The organism is Xanthomonas sp. LMG 12461, from assembly GCF_009192935.1.
GTDB lineage: Bacteria > Pseudomonadota > Gammaproteobacteria > Xanthomonadales > Xanthomonadaceae > Xanthomonas_A > Xanthomonas_A sontii.
Map to the genome: position 1 here is coordinate 1 of NZ_NQYT01000097.1, position 15,826 is coordinate 15,826.

At 61.6% G+C, this 15,826-nt stretch carries 22 protein-coding genes and 1 pseudogene; 1 reads left to right on the forward strand and 22 read right to left on the reverse strand.

Annotation, left to right across the window (positions count from 1 at the left end):
* The 16 genes from CEK68_RS19850 to CEK68_RS19920 all read right to left on the reverse strand — a co-directional run.
* Positions 1 to 871: AI-2E family transporter (locus CEK68_RS19850; RefSeq protein ID WP_226977975.1), on the reverse strand; the 871-nt coding region annotated here is incomplete at its 3' end.
* 202 nt (positions 872 to 1,073) lie between these two features.
* Positions 1,074 to 1,463: a VOC family protein gene (locus CEK68_RS19855; RefSeq protein WP_017907682.1), complete on the reverse strand. Its 390-nt coding sequence runs from the start codon at positions 1,461 to 1,463 to the stop codon at positions 1,074 to 1,076.
* Positions 1,460 to 1,798, reverse strand: coding sequence for a hypothetical protein (locus CEK68_RS19860; RefSeq protein ID WP_152240408.1), 339 nt, complete (start codon positions 1,796 to 1,798; stop codon positions 1,460 to 1,462). The genes CEK68_RS19855 and CEK68_RS19860 overlap by 4 nt, the downstream gene beginning before the upstream one ends.
* An 18-nt stretch (positions 1,799 to 1,816) precedes the next feature.
* Positions 1,817 to 2,110 (reverse strand): hypothetical protein, encoded by a 294-nt coding sequence (locus tag CEK68_RS19865; protein ID WP_152240409.1) that lies wholly within the window; start codon positions 2,108 to 2,110, stop codon positions 1,817 to 1,819.
* A gap of 15 nt (positions 2,111 to 2,125) precedes the next feature.
* Positions 2,126 to 2,422, reverse strand: coding sequence for a DUF2695 domain-containing protein (locus tag CEK68_RS21350; protein WP_226977976.1), 297 nt, complete (start codon positions 2,420 to 2,422; stop codon positions 2,126 to 2,128).
* An 83-nt stretch (positions 2,423 to 2,505) separates the two neighbouring features.
* A complete protein-coding gene (locus CEK68_RS21095; protein WP_193314260.1) occupies positions 2,506 to 2,727 on the reverse strand; it encodes a hypothetical protein in 222 nt (73 codons plus the stop codon).
* Positions 2,728 to 2,811: 84 nt separating this feature from the next.
* Positions 2,812 to 3,120: a cyclic-phosphate processing receiver domain-containing protein gene (locus tag CEK68_RS19880; RefSeq protein ID WP_152240411.1), complete on the reverse strand. Its 309-nt coding sequence runs from the start codon at positions 3,118 to 3,120 to the stop codon at positions 2,812 to 2,814.
* 62 nt (positions 3,121 to 3,182) lie between these two features.
* A complete protein-coding gene (locus CEK68_RS21100) occupies positions 3,183 to 3,338 on the reverse strand; it encodes a hypothetical protein (protein ID WP_193314261.1) in 156 nt (51 codons plus the stop codon).
* 89 nt (positions 3,339 to 3,427) lie between these two features.
* A complete protein-coding gene (locus CEK68_RS19885) occupies positions 3,428 to 3,679 on the reverse strand; it encodes a hypothetical protein (RefSeq protein ID WP_152240412.1) in 252 nt (83 codons plus the stop codon).
* 190 nt (positions 3,680 to 3,869) lie between these two features.
* A complete protein-coding gene (locus CEK68_RS19890; protein WP_152240413.1) occupies positions 3,870 to 4,172 on the reverse strand; it encodes a hypothetical protein in 303 nt (100 codons plus the stop codon).
* Positions 4,173 to 4,254: 82 nt separating this feature from the next.
* On the reverse strand, positions 4,255 to 4,491 hold the full coding sequence (locus tag CEK68_RS19895; RefSeq protein ID WP_017915150.1) for a DUF1161 domain-containing protein: 237 nt from the start codon (positions 4,489 to 4,491) through the stop codon (positions 4,255 to 4,257).
* Between the two features lie 216 nt (positions 4,492 to 4,707).
* A complete protein-coding gene (locus CEK68_RS19900) occupies positions 4,708 to 5,244 on the reverse strand; it encodes a hypothetical protein (RefSeq protein ID WP_226977978.1) in 537 nt (178 codons plus the stop codon).
* 86 nt (positions 5,245 to 5,330) lie between these two features.
* On the reverse strand, positions 5,331 to 5,870 hold the full coding sequence (locus CEK68_RS19905) for a transglycosylase domain-containing protein (RefSeq protein ID WP_152240414.1): 540 nt from the start codon (positions 5,868 to 5,870) through the stop codon (positions 5,331 to 5,333).
* 56 nt (positions 5,871 to 5,926) lie between these two features.
* Positions 5,927 to 6,301, reverse strand: coding sequence for a hypothetical protein (locus CEK68_RS19910; protein WP_152240415.1), 375 nt, complete (start codon positions 6,299 to 6,301; stop codon positions 5,927 to 5,929).
* A gap of 151 nt (positions 6,302 to 6,452) precedes the next feature.
* Entirely contained in the window at positions 6,453 to 6,926 is a 474-nt protein-coding gene (locus CEK68_RS19915; RefSeq protein WP_152240416.1) for a hypothetical protein, read from the reverse strand.
* A complete protein-coding gene (locus tag CEK68_RS19920; protein WP_017911427.1) occupies positions 6,923 to 7,330 on the reverse strand; it encodes a hypothetical protein in 408 nt (135 codons plus the stop codon). Before CEK68_RS19920 ends, CEK68_RS19915 begins: the two co-directional genes overlap by 4 nt.
* A gap of 153 nt (positions 7,331 to 7,483) precedes the next feature.
* Between CEK68_RS19920 and CEK68_RS19925 the strand changes: the two are divergent.
* Positions 7,484 to 7,991: pseudogene (locus tag CEK68_RS19925) on the forward strand (IS5 family transposase); the annotation flags it as partial.
* A 686-nt stretch (positions 7,992 to 8,677) separates the two neighbouring features.
* Here CEK68_RS19925 and CEK68_RS19930 read toward each other — a convergent pair.
* The 6 genes from CEK68_RS19930 to ilvD all read right to left on the reverse strand — a co-directional run bounded on the left by CEK68_RS19930 (position 8,678) and on the right by ilvD (position 15,356).
* Positions 8,678 to 9,079: a hypothetical protein gene (locus tag CEK68_RS19930; RefSeq protein WP_152240417.1), complete on the reverse strand. Its 402-nt coding sequence runs from the start codon at positions 9,077 to 9,079 to the stop codon at positions 8,678 to 8,680.
* A gap of 1,382 nt (positions 9,080 to 10,461) precedes the next feature.
* Entirely contained in the window at positions 10,462 to 10,995 is a 534-nt protein-coding gene (locus tag CEK68_RS21105) for a hypothetical protein (RefSeq protein WP_193314262.1), read from the reverse strand.
* A 423-nt stretch (positions 10,996 to 11,418) separates the two neighbouring features.
* On the reverse strand, positions 11,419 to 11,859 hold the full coding sequence (locus CEK68_RS19940) for an OmpA family protein (RefSeq protein WP_152240418.1): 441 nt from the start codon (positions 11,857 to 11,859) through the stop codon (positions 11,419 to 11,421).
* 61 nt (positions 11,860 to 11,920) lie between these two features.
* Positions 11,921 to 12,367: a hypothetical protein gene (locus CEK68_RS19945; RefSeq protein WP_152240419.1), complete on the reverse strand. Its 447-nt coding sequence runs from the start codon at positions 12,365 to 12,367 to the stop codon at positions 11,921 to 11,923.
* A gap of 176 nt (positions 12,368 to 12,543) precedes the next feature.
* The gene (locus CEK68_RS19950; protein ID WP_152240420.1) at positions 12,544 to 13,002 is read right to left on the reverse strand and encodes a hypothetical protein; all 459 of its coding nucleotides are present in this window, start codon (positions 13,000 to 13,002) and stop codon (positions 12,544 to 12,546) included.
* A gap of 515 nt (positions 13,003 to 13,517) precedes the next feature.
* Complete coding sequence (gene ilvD / locus CEK68_RS19960; protein ID WP_152240422.1) at positions 13,518 to 15,356, reverse strand: dihydroxy-acid dehydratase; 1,839 nt, start codon at positions 15,354 to 15,356, stop codon at positions 13,518 to 13,520.
* Positions 15,357 to 15,826 lie beyond the last annotated feature (470 nt).

A 15,826-nucleotide genomic window follows, 5' to 3' on the forward strand; every position in this document is an offset into this window, starting at 1 on the left:
GCTGTTCGTGGTGCTGCAGCACATGGCCTTCGAGTTGCTGCAGCACCACGAACAGCAGCAGCGCGCCCAGCGCCACCTGCGGGCTGACGGTGAAGCCCAGCAGGATCGCCGGGACCGCGGCCACGATCGGGCCGACGATGGGGATGAAGTCCAGCAGCGCGGTCAACAGGCCGATGCCCAGCGCCACCGGCACGCCCAGCAGCCACAGGCCGATGCCGGTCAGGGTGCCGATCACCGCCATCGCCAGCAACTGGCCGGTCAGCCACGCGCGCAGCGCCTGGCCGCTGGCGGTCAGCGCTTCGTCGGCGACGCCGCGACGGTCGCGCGGCAGCAGGTGCAGCAGGCCCTGGCGATACAGCCGCGGCTGCGCGGCCAGGTACAGCCCGCCGACCATCATCAGCACCGCGTCGGTGACGCCGCCGCCGGCCGACAGCACGATGGCGCCGGCATGCGTGGCCAGGGTCGAGGCGCCGTCGCGCAACTGGTCGGGGATGCGCTCGATCTGCGGCCCCAGCGGGCCGGACTGCAGCCAGGCATGGAACTTGTTCCAGGCTGCCGGCAAGGTGGCGCGGAAGGTGTCGATCTGCGCGGCGACCTCGGCGCCGAACAACAGCACGATCGCCGACAGCGCCAGCACCAGCACCAGGATCACCAGCGCCAGCGCCGCCCATTCCGGTAGCGGCAACCATTTGCGCAACAGCGTGGCCAGCCCGTGCAGCAGCACGCCCACCACCACCGCACCGAACACGATCAGCAGCAGCTCCGACAACTGCCAGGCCAGCAGCGCCAGCGCGCCCAGCGCCATGACGACCAGGACCCGCGCCGCGAAGGGACGCAGGGGCGAGGGGGAACTCGGGAGGGAGGCATTCATCGGTGGCGCGGATCCCGATCAGGACAATGAGCGCGGACAGTAGTGATAGCGCAGTGCAGGGCGAGCGAAGATCATGTGCCGCCGGTCGGTGGCGCCAACCCGCCGGTCGGCGTGCACGGGCGATGTCGGCGGGGCTGGTTCGACGCTGACCGGTCGGGCGTCCCGTGCTACCGGCCGGCCAGTCGACCGGCCGGAGCGGGCACTACTGCCCGGCGGGCGGCTGCCAGAGCTCCACCTTGTTGCCTTCCGGGTCGATGACCCAGGCGAAGGCGCCGTATTCGGACTCATCGATGCGGTCCAGCACGTGGCAGCCTTCCTCGCGCAGCGCCGCGACCAGCGCGTGCAGATCGTGCACCCGGTAATTGATCATGAAGGGTGCCGTGCCGGGCGAGAAGTGCGGCTCCTGCGCCGCCGCGCCGATCGACCAGACGGTGGAGCCGGTGACCGGCGCGCCGCTGCCGTCGTTCCAGGCGAAGGCGGTGCCGCCCCAGGCCTGCACGTCGATGCCGAGATGCCGCTGGTACCAGGCCTGCAGCGCGGCCGGGTCCTGTGCCTTGAAGAAGATGCCGCCAATCCCGGTGACGCGCTTCATGGAGCCTCCGCTGGTCCGATGGTGGGCTGGGCGGGCAGGGGCTCGTAACCGTCGCCGCGGCCGCTCAGCCAGCGCAGTCTACGCTTGCCGGTCTCGCCCAGGTACGCCGCGGCGGCCAGCAGCAGCGGATGCCGCAGGTCCGCGTCGATCATCAAGCGCACGTGCCCGTCCACTTCGATGTTCAGGAAATGCGCATGATCCGCATCGTCGTCGTAGCTGCGCGCCAGCAACCGATCGCTGCCGTCGCTGAAGCGGTAGAGGGTGTAGGCATAGTAGTAACCGTACCCGTCGTCGGGCTCGCTGGCGTCCACGTGGTGGGTGATGTCGATGTGCATGCGGATATCGTGTGCCTGTCAGGCCGCCCTCAAGACCACGTGGCCTGTCCCTTCGCTGCCGTTCGCCCAGAGCGTGAAATCGGCGCCCGCCGGGAAGTGGGCAAGTGCGTCAGGCATCAGCAACTGTACCCCTGCGCGGAACGTGACCCCGGGCGCCGGGCTGCCGGTGAAGGTGAGGCGGGCCGACCACTGTTGCTGGTCGATGCAGAGAATGGCGCACCACTGGCCGGAGACGAGCGCAGTCGCCTTGCTTCCTGGTTGCGCAGGATGCAGCAGCAGATCGGCCAGGAAGTGATGCGGAAGGTCATGCATCAGGTCGATGTCCGGTCACGGCTTGCCCCAGCGCTCCTCGACATTGAACAGCACCTCGCAATCGCAGAAGCCTCCGTGCGCACCGAGCCAGGGGATGACCGACTCCGGAGCGACATCCTGGGACGCGAGGAACTGTGTGGTGAGCCGCAAGGAGTGATCGCAGCCATCGGCGAGCGCGTCGTTCAAGTAATCGAACAAGGCCCAGAGCGTTTCCTTCGGAAGGGGAAGCGCAGTCTCTTCGGATGCGCGCGGCTCGGACTGCACCGTTGTGCGGGGCGCGTTGCGACGTTGGGCTTCCGGATTCTCTGTCATTGTCGACTGTCACGGGGAGGACGCTGCGGCGAGGATTGCCATCAGTGTGAAAGCTGAGATTGAAGTACCGCGCCAATGAATCGCTAACCACCCTCAGACACATGATGAACGATGGAAGGATTGTCCTCGCAATTCCTCAAGACGGCATACTTGCCATCCGTCTTGCCAACTAGCGAAATCGGGAAGGACGTGTTGCCGCCATCGACGGAGATTCTGACCTCCATGTCCTGGTTCTCGAATGTCTTGAGCTCTTCGATCAACTGCGCGACCGATTTGCCTCTGGTTGTCCAATCTGGATTGATCATCTGCGAGTGTCAGGTATCGGAGCAGTAGGCACGTGCCGGACAAGCAGTCGGCTTATCCATCATCTCAGCCGCATCGCAATGGGATCATGCATCGGTTCTGTTCTTTGCCGCTAGCCGCTCGATCGCCTTGATCCCAAGACGCATCTTATCTCCCGCTGAAGTGTTTGCAGAATGGACGTGCATCCTCGGCGGGACGAAGGACCGAAGCGCTACCGCCCTCTCGATCCAGAGCACCACGTCGTAGCCTGTTCCGCGCGCATCATCGCCGAGATCGTGGTCCAGGCTGAGTTCCTCCACCTTCCCGGTTTGGAGCAGCGCGATGACGTCATCCGGCCAATAGGCTCTTGTCCATCCATCGGGTGTCTCGCGCTCGTCGTCCAGAAATACACGCATGGCAATCGGCACCTGTCTTCGGGTCGGCGGGTCTGCCCATCGACCCGTACGCGATGAACCTACTACAGTCCGAGCGTCGGCGCGATCTCGCAATGCTGCGAGAAAAGGGCGACGGCGCGCTGCATCAGCCGGCGAATCGCCATAAAATTCAGCACATCCGTAGCAGCGTATGTCGGACGCAAGGCCTTCCGGCGGGGATTGGTGCCGGCGTACTGCATCGTGTTCCGTAGACGGCGGCAGTTCGATACGCGATCGGATACATCACACCTTCAGGCTTGCAAGGGCGATGATGTGTCTGGCCTTCTCGTCACCAAGCGCGCCTACTTCCGCTTCCTGAATGATGCCGCGACGCAAAAGGGCGGTAGTCGTATGTCTGAGCGATTTCGCGCTGCTTTTTGACGGTTTGGTTGACCAGGGGCCATAGAGCGTCCGGCGTGTCGATGCTTGCGGCACTGCGTTTGAACTCTTGGAGGTAGGCTTGGAGTTCGCGTTGAAGCGCGGTGTCGAACAGTGCCTTGGCTGCCTTTTTCGCGGAAGCGCTCCAGGTCATGTCATGCATGGCGGCTTTCTCTTTCCGGGTGCCCAGCTTGTCATGGATCCTGCCAGAGCGGGGCTGGATGTGATAAGGGGTGGCTTGCGCTGGCGATGCCGGTCGGGGTGCATCCGCCGATTGCCGGATGTGGCTTGCGCAATGCAGTTGGCACGATCAGAAGAGTTGCGTTGATTTCCAGGTAGAACACCCAGGACCGTCAGTCGCTCTGATTCCAGGCCTTGATGGCCAGGGTGACGCGCTGGCGAGTCTCGGCATCCACTTTGCGGGCGAGATACGGCGACCGGCTGCCCAGTACCCCTGGCGCGGTCCATTGCACCTGTTCGGCGAGCTGCACGATGACATCGCGCCCGAGCGCGTGGTACTGCGCCGCTTCTTCCTCGTTCAACGCCATGGTCCATGCGTAGCCGACCGGCCCATGGCTGCAGTTGACGTCGAGCAGGAGCGTGTCGTCGTCGCGCAGTAGAAACCAGGCCTGCGGCGAATGATCCTCTACCTGCATGACGTGCCCATCCGTTGCGCAAGGACGATACGCCGCGTCCCGTCGCTCCAAGCTACTCGCATGAGGTGACCGCTCCTGTCGATCAGGTCGACGGCTTGTTCTTGCTGTACACGATCTTCTTGCTTCCCGCCGCACAACTGCCGATGACCTTCCGATCCTTGACGTCGGCGTTGTCGACGATGTTCAGCGTGTAGTCCTTGACGCCGTGGGCATCGAGTTTCGCGGTGAGCTCGGCCTTCAACTCCTCGCAGGATCTGCCCGCCGCGAAAGCGGACGAGGAGGCGAAGGCAAGCAGCAGAAGCGCGATGGCTTGTTTCATGATGGCACCGATAGTCGATGAGGGAGAAAGAGGTTGCGGAAAAAAACGTAAGGTGTGGCGGCTTTGGCATGGCGGTCGACCTGGTCGCTCGCGGGAGCCGGGCCGTCGCGCCGAGTGTAGCAAGCGCAGATTGCGTCGACCGCTACCGCCACCGCAGTCGGCGGGCGGCCGGTCCGGACGAGCGGGACACCGACACTGCGACATGGATCATCGCATTCAGGGATCGACCCAGACGCCTGCGTCGTACATCAGCCGCATCGTGTAATTGAGCTGCAGCGTCTGGTTCGGGCCGCAGGCGATCTGCGTGGTCTTGTCCGCCGCTCCAGGTCCGGAGACGGAGATGGACGAAGCGGATCTGAGCGGGTCGAACAGGCTGTACCGGTAGCCGCTGTTGCTGAACTCGATCGATGCGTTTCCGTTGGGAAACGTGTTGTAAGTGAAAAGCCCCGTCGGCGGCTTTTTCTCCGCAGGGTACTGCAGCACCAGCTTGCCGCCATCCGACGCTCGGTACTGCAGGTAGCCCGAGGTCCGGTTGAGCGCCTTCGACGAGCATAGTGAAAACTCTCGCTTGCGTGTCTGGCACGTCCACAGGGTGAGTTCGTCCTTGCCGCACAGCGGGCTGTGCTGGTATTCGCTCTCGGACTCCTGCAGTGTCGCTTGGCTGATGGATGGCATTGGCTCAGACGCTGGTGCTGCGAGCGGCAGGCTCGTCAAGGTCGCTGTCATGGCAATGCTTGCGATTGTCTTCTTCATGTTGTGCCAATCCCGTTGTGCCGGGTCATGTCAGAGGAGAGTCGGTGTGGACGAAACGGCGGCGTCGCCTGTTGCAGCATGGAGGTCTAATGCGGAGGCCGGGACCTTGCCAATAGCGTCCGAGCGCGCCTGCCCAGCTTGTCGCGATCTTTCAAGTAGATTGTAGGAGCATGGGTGACCGCAACGGTGGTCGCTGCCTGCAGTGGTGAGAGCTGGCTAAGCGGTTTGCCGAATTCCCGATTGGCAAAGCTGTTCAATCCATGATCTGTGCCGTTGTAGGAAAGACTGCAGTAGAGGCCGTAGATGTGCGACTCGTCGAAGTGCACCGGTAGCAGCACGCTCCAAAGCGCGTTGCGCACGTGCGACTGACCTTGCGCCAAATCCGTGTAGACGAGGGACGTCACCAGGCGAGCCGCATGCGGGGAGGGCGATCCCACATTCGCATCGATCAGCCTGCGAATCGCTTCGGGAGGAGTGGCGTCTTCTGGATTGGCGTGGGCGAGCAGATCGCGGATTCGGGCCAGATGTGGGCGGACAGCGAGCGCATCGTAAGCGACCAATGCGACAAGCGTTGCCAGGAGGAGCAGCGCCGTTCCTTTTCCAACGAATCTGATGATCTTGACCATGAGCGTCAGCTAACCTTCGGGCGACATTGGCAGGTGTAGTCGCGTGCTGCACGCGACTACAGCAGCCGGCGTTGATCGGCCGCGCGCCGAAACACCCAGCCGACAAGCAGGCCGAGGCCTGCGGAGGCGAGCAGCTGCAGCCATTCCAGATCGACAAACATGGCTGGTTCGTCCGTCATGTCTGGTGGCAATAGCGCCACGAGAACATCCGCGAAGGCGGCGTAGATGACCAGGATGAGGCAGGCGTGCGCGAGGCGGTGTTGCGCCACACGCAACACGAGGTGTGCGAAGAGTGCGGCGCAGAGCAGGAAAGAGAGAAGGGTCCAGGCATTCACCAAGCCGCCTAGCTCAAATAAGCCGCTGAAAAAGCCAACGCCGCACCGAAGAACAAACAGCAGCGCAGCATAGGCAAAGATCGATTTCCAGTGCATGGCCGGCTGTAAGGGGCACGCGATCAGCGAGCGAGAAGTGCGTCGCGCGCTGGAAGGGCGGGGACACTCCGCATCGCGCAAACGACGCGCTACGCCGGTCCGATGCCGGCTCTGCGCTGGCGCGCCGTGCCGCCTGACGTTGCCAGCGCCATCAACGCAGGGTGCCCTCGCCGACCTTGCGCCCGCCCTCATAGGCGATGAACGATCTGTCTTTTTCCAAAACGTGGAACTGCTCGATGCAGCTCAGAGACACCGCAGCGGTCTCGCCGGGTTCGATCTTCTGCTGCGCTTTGGGAATGCGTACTGCACACATGACGTCCTTACTCTCACCGGAGAATCGCACCTGTGGGCGGTAGTTGTCGTAAATCGCGTTGTCGCGCCCTACCTTTCCCTGGCGCGTCAGCAAGGTGAGCGAGATCGGCACAGCGGCATCGGCGGGGTAGGTCACTACCGCATCTTGGGGATTTCCCGCCGTGGCAGAAAAACAGAAGACCAGCAATGCGAGTGCAAGAAGCGTACAGCGGCGGAGCGATTTCATCGGGCGGTCTGCCTTCTTGGGTGGAAAATGGTGCCTGAGCCGTGAAGCAAGCCGGCTCGGGCCGGTCGTGCCTGCATCGAGGCTCATGCATGTGGCCCCAGCATCAGGGTGTACGCGCGAATGCTAGCCGACCTAATCTGATCCTTGGTCATCGATTTGTTGCCGCGCACCGCCTCGGCAGGCACGAGCATGACCGTCGTCCGCCCATCGCGGGTGTTCCAGCCAAAAGCCACGACTTCCTTGTCGGCGAGGAACGACTGATCCCCGTCTTCGATATCCGAACACAGGATGCTGCCGTTCGGCTCGGTGTTGCTCGATGCGGTGACATGCACCAGGCCGATCGCGCTATCCACGAGCACCTGATCCCTGTGGCCGGCCGAATTGACCCTCCCTTCCACAACCGAAGCGGTGTGCCCGAGAGACACGAGATGACCGGCGACGATCGACGCCAGGTGCTTTTTGCGATCGAGTTTGCTCTTGCCTGCAATCATGGGATGTCCTGTCGATCAGCAAGGATGCATGGATGGAACCGGACTAAGAGTCACTAACAAAACCTATTTGAACACAGATTCGCAGGTGGCAAAATTGGCGACATGGCCCGTCGCAAAGAGATCCCCGCCGCGCTGCGGAAGCGCATCTAACCGCTGATCCCATCAGTAAAGCCTTCGCCCAAAGGAGGGCGGCCTCGCGTCAGAGATCAGCAGGCCCTCAACGGCATCGTCTATGTCCTGCGTACCGGCATCCCATGGGAAGAACTTCCCCTGGATTTGGGCTACGGCAGCGGCATGACCTGTTGGCGCCGGTTACGCGACTGGCAGGCCGCCGGCGTCCGGCATCGCCTGCATCAGGTCCTGCTGTCCGAGTTGCGGCGAGCCGACAAGCTGGACCTGAGCCGAGCCAGCCTGGACGCGGCCAGTGTGGCCTCCCCACGGGGGGAGCGTACACCGGGCCGAACCCGACCGATCGCGGCAAACTCGGCACCAAGCGGCATCTGATCGTCGACCGCAATGGCGTTCACTTGGCGGTCTGCGTGACCGGAGCCAACCGGCACGACGCGGTGGTCTTCGAGGACTGGTCGATGCCCTGCCGACGATCGCCGGCAAGCCAGGGCGCCCGCGACGTTGGTCATGCAAGCTGCACGCCGATTCTGCTTGAATGAACTGTTAGGTGCCAGCCTATTTTTTGACGGTTGGCACCATGAGTAAAAGTATGCAAAGCGCAAGAGTGAACGCAATGGTCGCAAAAGTACGCGAGCCAAATGGAACTGGTCCCCCGAGTGCGAGATAGACGATATAGGCAACAACGCAAGTCACAGACGCTAAGGCCGCCCAATGCGAAACACCCCAGTACCTGTTGCATTTACTGCAACGATGCTCGAAGGCGGGTCCGGATAGGAGCTTCTTGACCAGGCTGACTCCCTTCTTTTTGCAGTGTGGGCACTTGAGTGTTCGGAATTCCATTTTTTACACCTGCCATCTGAGTTAAGCCGCGCCGCAAAGCGGCGTCGGCTTGGATGAATTTTTTTCCCAAAACCGTTCAGGACTGGATGCCTACATGTCTATATTGTGGAAATTCATGAGGCTGCGAATTCGCCTGGAAAAATCAATGATTTGATGTTTCGAGAAGTGTGTGTAGGTGGGTAACGATGCTTCGGGCACGTTCATTACCAGAGCGCTGCCACATGAGACTAAGTAGCGTAGTTCGTCTTCAGTGAGCGAGATGGAAATTGAACGAATAGCGTTTAGGTCGGGCATTGATCATCACATTTTCGAGGAAACGCTGTTTGGGCCTTGGCGCCTGAGTTAATTCGCGCCGAAGGCGTCGGCTTGAATGATTGGTTAGGTTGCGCCCGCGGCAAGATCGTACGGAAATGTCTTTCTGGTGACCACTTTCATGCCGCTGATACTCTCGATCTGCTGGCTGCCCTGGGATCGCCACACAGTGCGCGCGCCAGTCCATTGATGCATTACTTCCGATGAATCCCATACTAGTGACTCCAAAAGGCTCTCGTAGGCCACTATCCATTCCTCCTCTAGATCCCAAAATTCTTTGTAGTAGGCGGCGAAGTGGATGAGATGGCCGTAGTAACTATGTCCGCGATGGTCTGGTAACAACGAGAAGATGGGCCTGACTAGCAAAGATCCTGTATCGCCAAGACCTTTAAGCACCCTTCTGTTATGGGCCTCGACGTCAGTCTCCGAGCGGAAGCAGTGGATGTGGCCGTTCACAATGCTGGACATTGGGGGTGCAACCTTACGCCTAAGTTAAGAAGCACCGCGGAGCGGGGTCGGCTTGAATGAATAGTTAGACGGTCGTGCCAGGAGGTGGTGAGCAAGAAGCGTGCTCCCCAGCACTTGCGCCAATAGCCGAGCATGCCACAAATAGCGGTATTGGGGCTCGCCCGAGATGCTGGCCGCTGGATGTGACCGAAACCATAGGCAATGAGCGCAGCAGAGCAACGAAGCTGGATGACCAAGTAGCGGGCGATCCGATGGCGGTAGACGTGAGGATTGCGAACCGAGGCCGACCGCTGAAGCGCTATCGCTGTCACCGATGGCGTAAGTCGCGCCGCACGCACAACACTACCGCCTAACACCTGAGTTGGCGGCTTCGCGAAGCGGTGCCGGCTTGAATAAATTTTTAGGCCCCGTAACAACGCAAAACAATACGCCACAAACGAGACCGATAAAGCCGCCAGCTGCGAAATTGGCAAGATAGGGCTGTGAGTCAACGCCTAGAAGCATGAGACTGCCCGGCAGCGAAAATGTTCCGGCTATGAAAGCACCAGCGCATACACTGAGCCAACTCAAATAGCCAGCGCACCGAAGCCACGTGACGTAGGGTAAGCCGAGAGCGGCCATCGCTCCATATGCGATGGGTAGACCGAAAGAAAAATATATTACAACGGCAATGGGCCAATCCTTGAGCCCTGGCAGCCCTTCCCGCACTAGAGCGGACGCCAGCGAGTACAGCAAGAATGCCACTGGTGCCCCGAGAGGAGCGATAAGTGCACCGAACAGGATCGATCTTTTGGTCTGCAGTGAGTTCATGCCAACGGCCTAACACTGGAAATAAGCCGCGTGCCGTAGGCACGTCGGCTTAATTGACTGGTTAGGCCGGGATGGCCCAACGAAGATGGCGCGCCGAACTAATACGCCGACGACCGTGTTGTCTGGTGCTGCGTCCGATACAGGGCCTGCCACGTTGACCATTCGATGAGGTGACACAGCCAAGTGTCAGCCGCCGATGTGGTGGATGCAAACGCGGCTCCAACACCAAGCCAATGCCAGCCGCCTAACGCTTGAATTAAGCTGCCCGCCGCTGGCGTAGCCAGTGGACGGTCGGCTTGGATGAATTGTTAGGGCGCGGCCACGCCACCACCTATCTGAGTTGAACTGTTCGGGAATGAGGTCATCGCCTCCTGGGTCTGAGTAGCCACGCTCAGCGAGTTCTTTGTACCACTCGGACTGTAGCGAAGACGGAAGGTCCTTGCCGCACCAAGGGCAAAACCGCAGGACGGTCGACGTATAGCCATCGTATGAAACCGGGGGGACGTCGGAACCTGGATCCATTGCTCTTCATCCATTGCCCTTCGGATCAGACTATCCCTAGAGAAATAGGATCAGAAGCCGGGGTTGGGGCCGAATTTGACATTCTGGCACGCGAGCGATGGGAAGCCGATATAGAATTCTTCGCTGGTTTCACCTAACGACTTGCACATCGGCATGGATGAATCGGTCTTCTTGCTTGTGATCGTTAGTTTCCATGCTGCGTGGGCACCAGCACTTGCCAGCGTGTAGCTGCTGACGATGCCGCATAGCACGGACGGGGGCGATACTGCAATCCAAGTGTTGTCAGCGGTCTTACGAAACTTGACCTCCTGGCCGTCTGATGAGACGCCAAGTACACATTGCTCTGGGCCGCCACCAAGCACCTTGCGCTGGAGCTCGTCTCCCTTGACCAAATTGATCCTCGCGAGCCGGCAACCGAACTCGTCGTCCTCGCGTGTGCCATCGCAGAGCCCGATGATCTGCGACACCGAATTGGTGTCTTCCTTTAGCACTGAAAAGCGTATTGGCGTTGCGGCGGGCGGCCCTGCATATGCCATTCCCACAGTGAGGAACGCCGTCAACAGCATAATCGCGGTGAGCTTCATCGTGGCCCGTCTTCCCTGGAGCTTAAGCCGAGTTGCGAAGCAACTTCGGCTTGACTGAGTTGTTAGGCAGTAAGTGGCCCCAAAGGTTGGATTGTGCAACCCTGCTCCCCAGCACTGCCGCCTGGACCAAGTGTGCCACAGCCCGCGGGATGGAGCTTGCCCAGCGACGCACCGATGCGTGCTGCCACCGAATCCAAGTGCAACGAGCGTAGCGTGGGAATGACGGGTAAGGGCAAAGCACCGAACTTACTGCAACCAGCAACGGTAACAGCGACTTGCCGGAACCGACCGCCGGCATGCCAGCCAACCGACGAAGCCCGACCCACCAGCTGATTTGCTCCACCACCGCCTAACGCCTGAATTAAGCCGCGCCGCGAAGCGGCGTCGGCTTGAATGAATTGTTAGGTGCCATGCTGGAGCACTTTACGGCTCAATGTCCACGTTTAGCTCGGCGCGCTGATTGAGCGAGTTCTCCTCCCGTTTGCCAGCGATCGGGCGAGTGGACCCGTACTCGGTTAGAGCAATGACACAAAGCGGATCCACGCCAGCGGCTAGCAGGAACCTGTATAGGAGAAGCGCTCGACGTTGGGCGAGATAGCGGCACTCTTGCCCGGAACACTCATACTGATCCGTATGGCCCGCAATCTCGAACCTGACGTCCGGGTGGCGCTTGATTAGCTCGACAGAGCGATTCAAGTTGGCAATTTGGTCTGCCCCAGTTGCAGCCTCGTCGATCGTCTCACCCTTGATGGGATGGCCGGCCTTGAAGAAAGCACCATACAGGTCGAGTGAAGAACTGCATGCAGCGGCGGAATATCCACCGAGCAGAACTGTCGATAGCAGGATCGAGAGGAGCTTGGACATGGCATCTAACGTTTGAGTTCAGCGGCCGCCGGAGCGGTCCGATGGAGCGATTGGTTGGGCGTCATGTTCTCGGCACCCATTGATCTGTATCTCGGTGCAAACCTAGCCCGACCGATTCGAATTCGTCCGTGGCTTCTCCCCGCTCTGCGCCAAGCCTAGCAAGAGCAGTGTTGATGGCGGATTGAGCGACTACTGGCGACCCAATTGCTTTGCCATGAGCGAAAATTGCGTGAGCTTGCATTCCCGCTCCACCAAAAATCTCTGCTTCTATGTAGGCAACTTCTCCGCCTGCACTCAAGGGCTCGCAAAGTTTCAGGAGTGACAGTGGAAGCTCTTCGTCTCCTTCATCAGTCAGTGGACAGAAGGCAATCCCATGTACATCTCGAATAGTTGATGTGAGCGGAACGAGCTCGAAGCCATTTTGGAGCTGGACCCGTTCCAACTCGAACGGTAAAGAATCGGGAAACACTCCCGATTTTGCGATCACTGCCTGCAGCGTGTAGCTCATACTTGTGATGCCCAACGCTAGAGTTAAGCGGCGCGCGTCAGTGCGTCCGCTTTGAACGAGATGTTAGGCCTTGCAGCGTGGAGCACTACAGGCCTCGAAACGAACCGGTGCTCAGCCCGCATGGACATGAGTGTACCCACGCACAAATGGAATTACCTCTAGCCTCAACAGAATTGTTAGGCGCCAAGCCCGGGTTCTCCGCGGTAGGGCGCCAAAAGAAGGTTGTGCACGTTGTTCAAGCGAGTCAGAAGGCCAGAAATTGAACTACTACGGGTTGATAGTTGTTTGGACAGCGCCTGAAGTTCCTCCGAACTGCACGGCTGTCGCCGGAACATGACCAGCGAAGCCTGATGGGCAACATAGTCTCGATGAGGAATCTCGGCTTGGAGATCTTTGACAAGCTGAGAGTCTGAGCATGTCTTTGCGAAGACCTTCAGGAGTGTGCCAAGCGCGGCGTTGTCATAGTCGCTGCCCGTGAAGCCGAAGTGGAAGTCGCGACCCAAGCGATGCTTGGCGATGTTGAAGTAGTTACGCAAGTAAGTCTTTAGCAGTGCCTCGATAAGCTGGTAGCCGCCAAGCGTCAAGTTGGCGATCTCTTGATAGCTCTTTACTTCAAAATCCCGATCTGCGTCCATGGCGCCTAATGCTTGAATTAAGCCGCGCCGCGAAGCGACGTCGGCTTGAATGAGTTGTTAGGCCGACGACGGACGCGACCAGAGTAGAGATTGAATGTATGCCGAACTGGAGCCATCCCAGCCGCAGATGGCACATAGCCCTGAAATGAACTCATGTGGACACTTTGGAGTGCCATACAGGATATGAGCGCACTCTGGACAAAGCGATGACATGCTTGAAGCCGTTGCGATGTATCGGCTCCCGCATTCATCGCACTTCCCAGAAGTTCTTTCCATTGCGGCCTAACTACTATTTGGACGGCCCAAAAGCGGTGATGCCCCAAGTATCCACCAACGCCAGACGTCTGCAAAGCGGGAAATTCCCGCCCTGCATCAATGACTTGCCTGATGTTGGCCGGGGCTCCGTGCGCCAATGCTGGCTACGTTATCCGACGTTCGAACTGTCGTGTGAGTTACACCCGTGACGATGAAGGCGTAACGGCGCATCAACCGCCGAGGTTGCTGGAGGAAATGCCTCACCCCTCCAGCATCGCCTTGTCCCGCACCGCCCCCTTGTCTGCACTGGTCGCCAGCAACGCGTAGGCCTTCAACGCCGTACTGACCTTGCGCGGGCGCGGTTCCGCTGGCTTCCAGCCACGGGCGTCCTGGTCGGCGCGGCGCGTGGCCAGTTCCGCGTCGGAGACCAGCAGGTCGATGCGGCGCTGGGGGATGTCGATGCGGATGCGGTCGCCGTCGCGGACCAGGCCGATGGCGCCGCCCGCCGCCGCTTCCGGCGAGGCGTGGCCGATCGACAGGCCGGAGGTGCCGCCGGAGAAGCGGCCGTCGGTGAGCAGGGCGCATTGCTTGCCCAGGCCCTTGGACTTCAGATACGACGTCGGGTACAGCATCTCCTGCATGCCGGGGCCGCCCTTGGGGCCTTCGTAGCGGATCACCACGACGTCGCCGGCCTTGACGTCGTCGGCGAGGATGCCCTTGACTGCGGCGTCCTGGCTTTCGAACACCTTGGCGTTGCCTTCGAACACGTGGATGGATTCGTCCACGCCTGCGGTCTTCACCACGCAGCCGTCTTCGGCGATGTTGCCGTACAGCACCGCCAGCCCGCCCTCCTGCGAGTAGGCGTGGGCGACGTCGCGGATGCAGCCGCTGGCGCGGTCGGCGTCCAGGCTCGGCCAGCGCGTGGCCTGGCTGAAGGCGACCTGGGTGGGGATGCCGGCCGGCCCGGCCTGGTAGAAGGTCTGCACCGCGGGGTCGTCGCTCTGGGTGATGTCCCACTGCGCGATGGCGTCGGCCAGGGTGCGGCTGTGCACCGTGGCCTGGTCGGTGTGCAGCAGGCCGCCGCGCGCCAGTTCGCCGAGGATGGCGACGATGCCGCCGGCGCGGTGCACGTCCTCGATGTGGTACTTCTGCGTGTTCGGCGCCACCTTGCACAGTTGCGGCACGCGCTTGGACAGGCGGTCGATGTCGCGCAGGGTGAACGGCACCTCGGCCTCCTGCGCGGCGGCGAGCAGGTGCAGGATGGTATTGGTGGAGCCGCCCATCGCGATGTCCAGGGTCATCGCGTTCTCGAACGCCTCGAAGGTGGCGATGCCGCGCGGCAGCGCGCGCGGGTCTTCGGCGCCGTACCAGCGGTGGCACAGTTCCACCGCAGTGCGGCCGGCCTTGAGGAACAGTTGCTCGCGGTCGGCGTGGGTGGCGACCACGGTGCCGTTGCCGGGCAGGGCCAGGCCCAGCGCTTCGGTCAGGCAGTTCATCGAGTTGGCGGTGAACATGCCCGAGCAGGAGCCGCAGGTGGGGCAGGCGCTGCGCTCGAACGCGGCGACCTTCTCGTCGGAGGCGGTGGGATCGGCGGCGATCACCATCGCGTCGATCAGGTCCAGGTTGTGGTCGGCGAGCTTGGTCTTGCCGGCTTCCATCGGCCCGCCGGAGACGAACACGGTGGGGATGTTGAGGCGCAGGGCGGCCATCAGCATGCCGGGGGTGATCTTGTCGCAGTTGGAGATGCACACCAGCGCATCGGCGCAGTGCGCGTTGACCATGTACTCGACCGAGTCGGCGATGATCTCGCGGCTGGGCAGCGAGTACAGCATGCCGTCGTGGCCCATGGCGATGCCGTCGTCCACGGCGATGGTGTCGAACTCCTTGGCCACGCCGCCGACGCGCTCGATCTCGCGCGCGACCAGTTGCCCGAGATCCTTCAGGTGCACGTGACCGGGCACGAACTGGGTGAAGGAATTGGCGATGGCGATGATCGGCTTGTGGAAGTCGGCGTCCTGCATGCCGGTGGCGCGCCACAGCGCGCGGGCGCCGGCCATGTTGCGGCCGTGGGTGGAGGTCTTGGAGCGATAGTCGGGCATGGGAGCAGCGAACGAGCGGGCGGGGAGGCTGGCGATGGTGGCGCGATCGGATCGTTGCTGCTGCAACCGTCCTGGACGCCCACCGGTGGGCCGACCACGTTAGCACGCAGGCTGGCGCCGCCGCGCGCCGCCCGGGAGTGCGGAGCGGGTCGCAGACCTGCCTGCCTGCGCTTGGCAGACTGCGGTGGCCGGTGCGTCAGGGGGCGTAGGCCCGGCTCGCCCATCATGACCACAGGAGGTGTCCATGCTTCGGCATGTGCGTTCGTCGTCTTCCGCTGTTTCCTCCCCCGCCCCGTCCCTTGTGTCCACCCCCGCCGATCCGGGCCGCCGCAGCGTGCTGCGCGCCGGTGTCGGCATCGCCGCCGGCGCCGCGCTCTGGGGCCTTGGCGGCCAGGCCCGCGCCGCCGGCACGCTGCCGTTCGCCGGCCTCAATCTGTCCGGATTGGCGTCCCACAACTTCGTCGACAAAG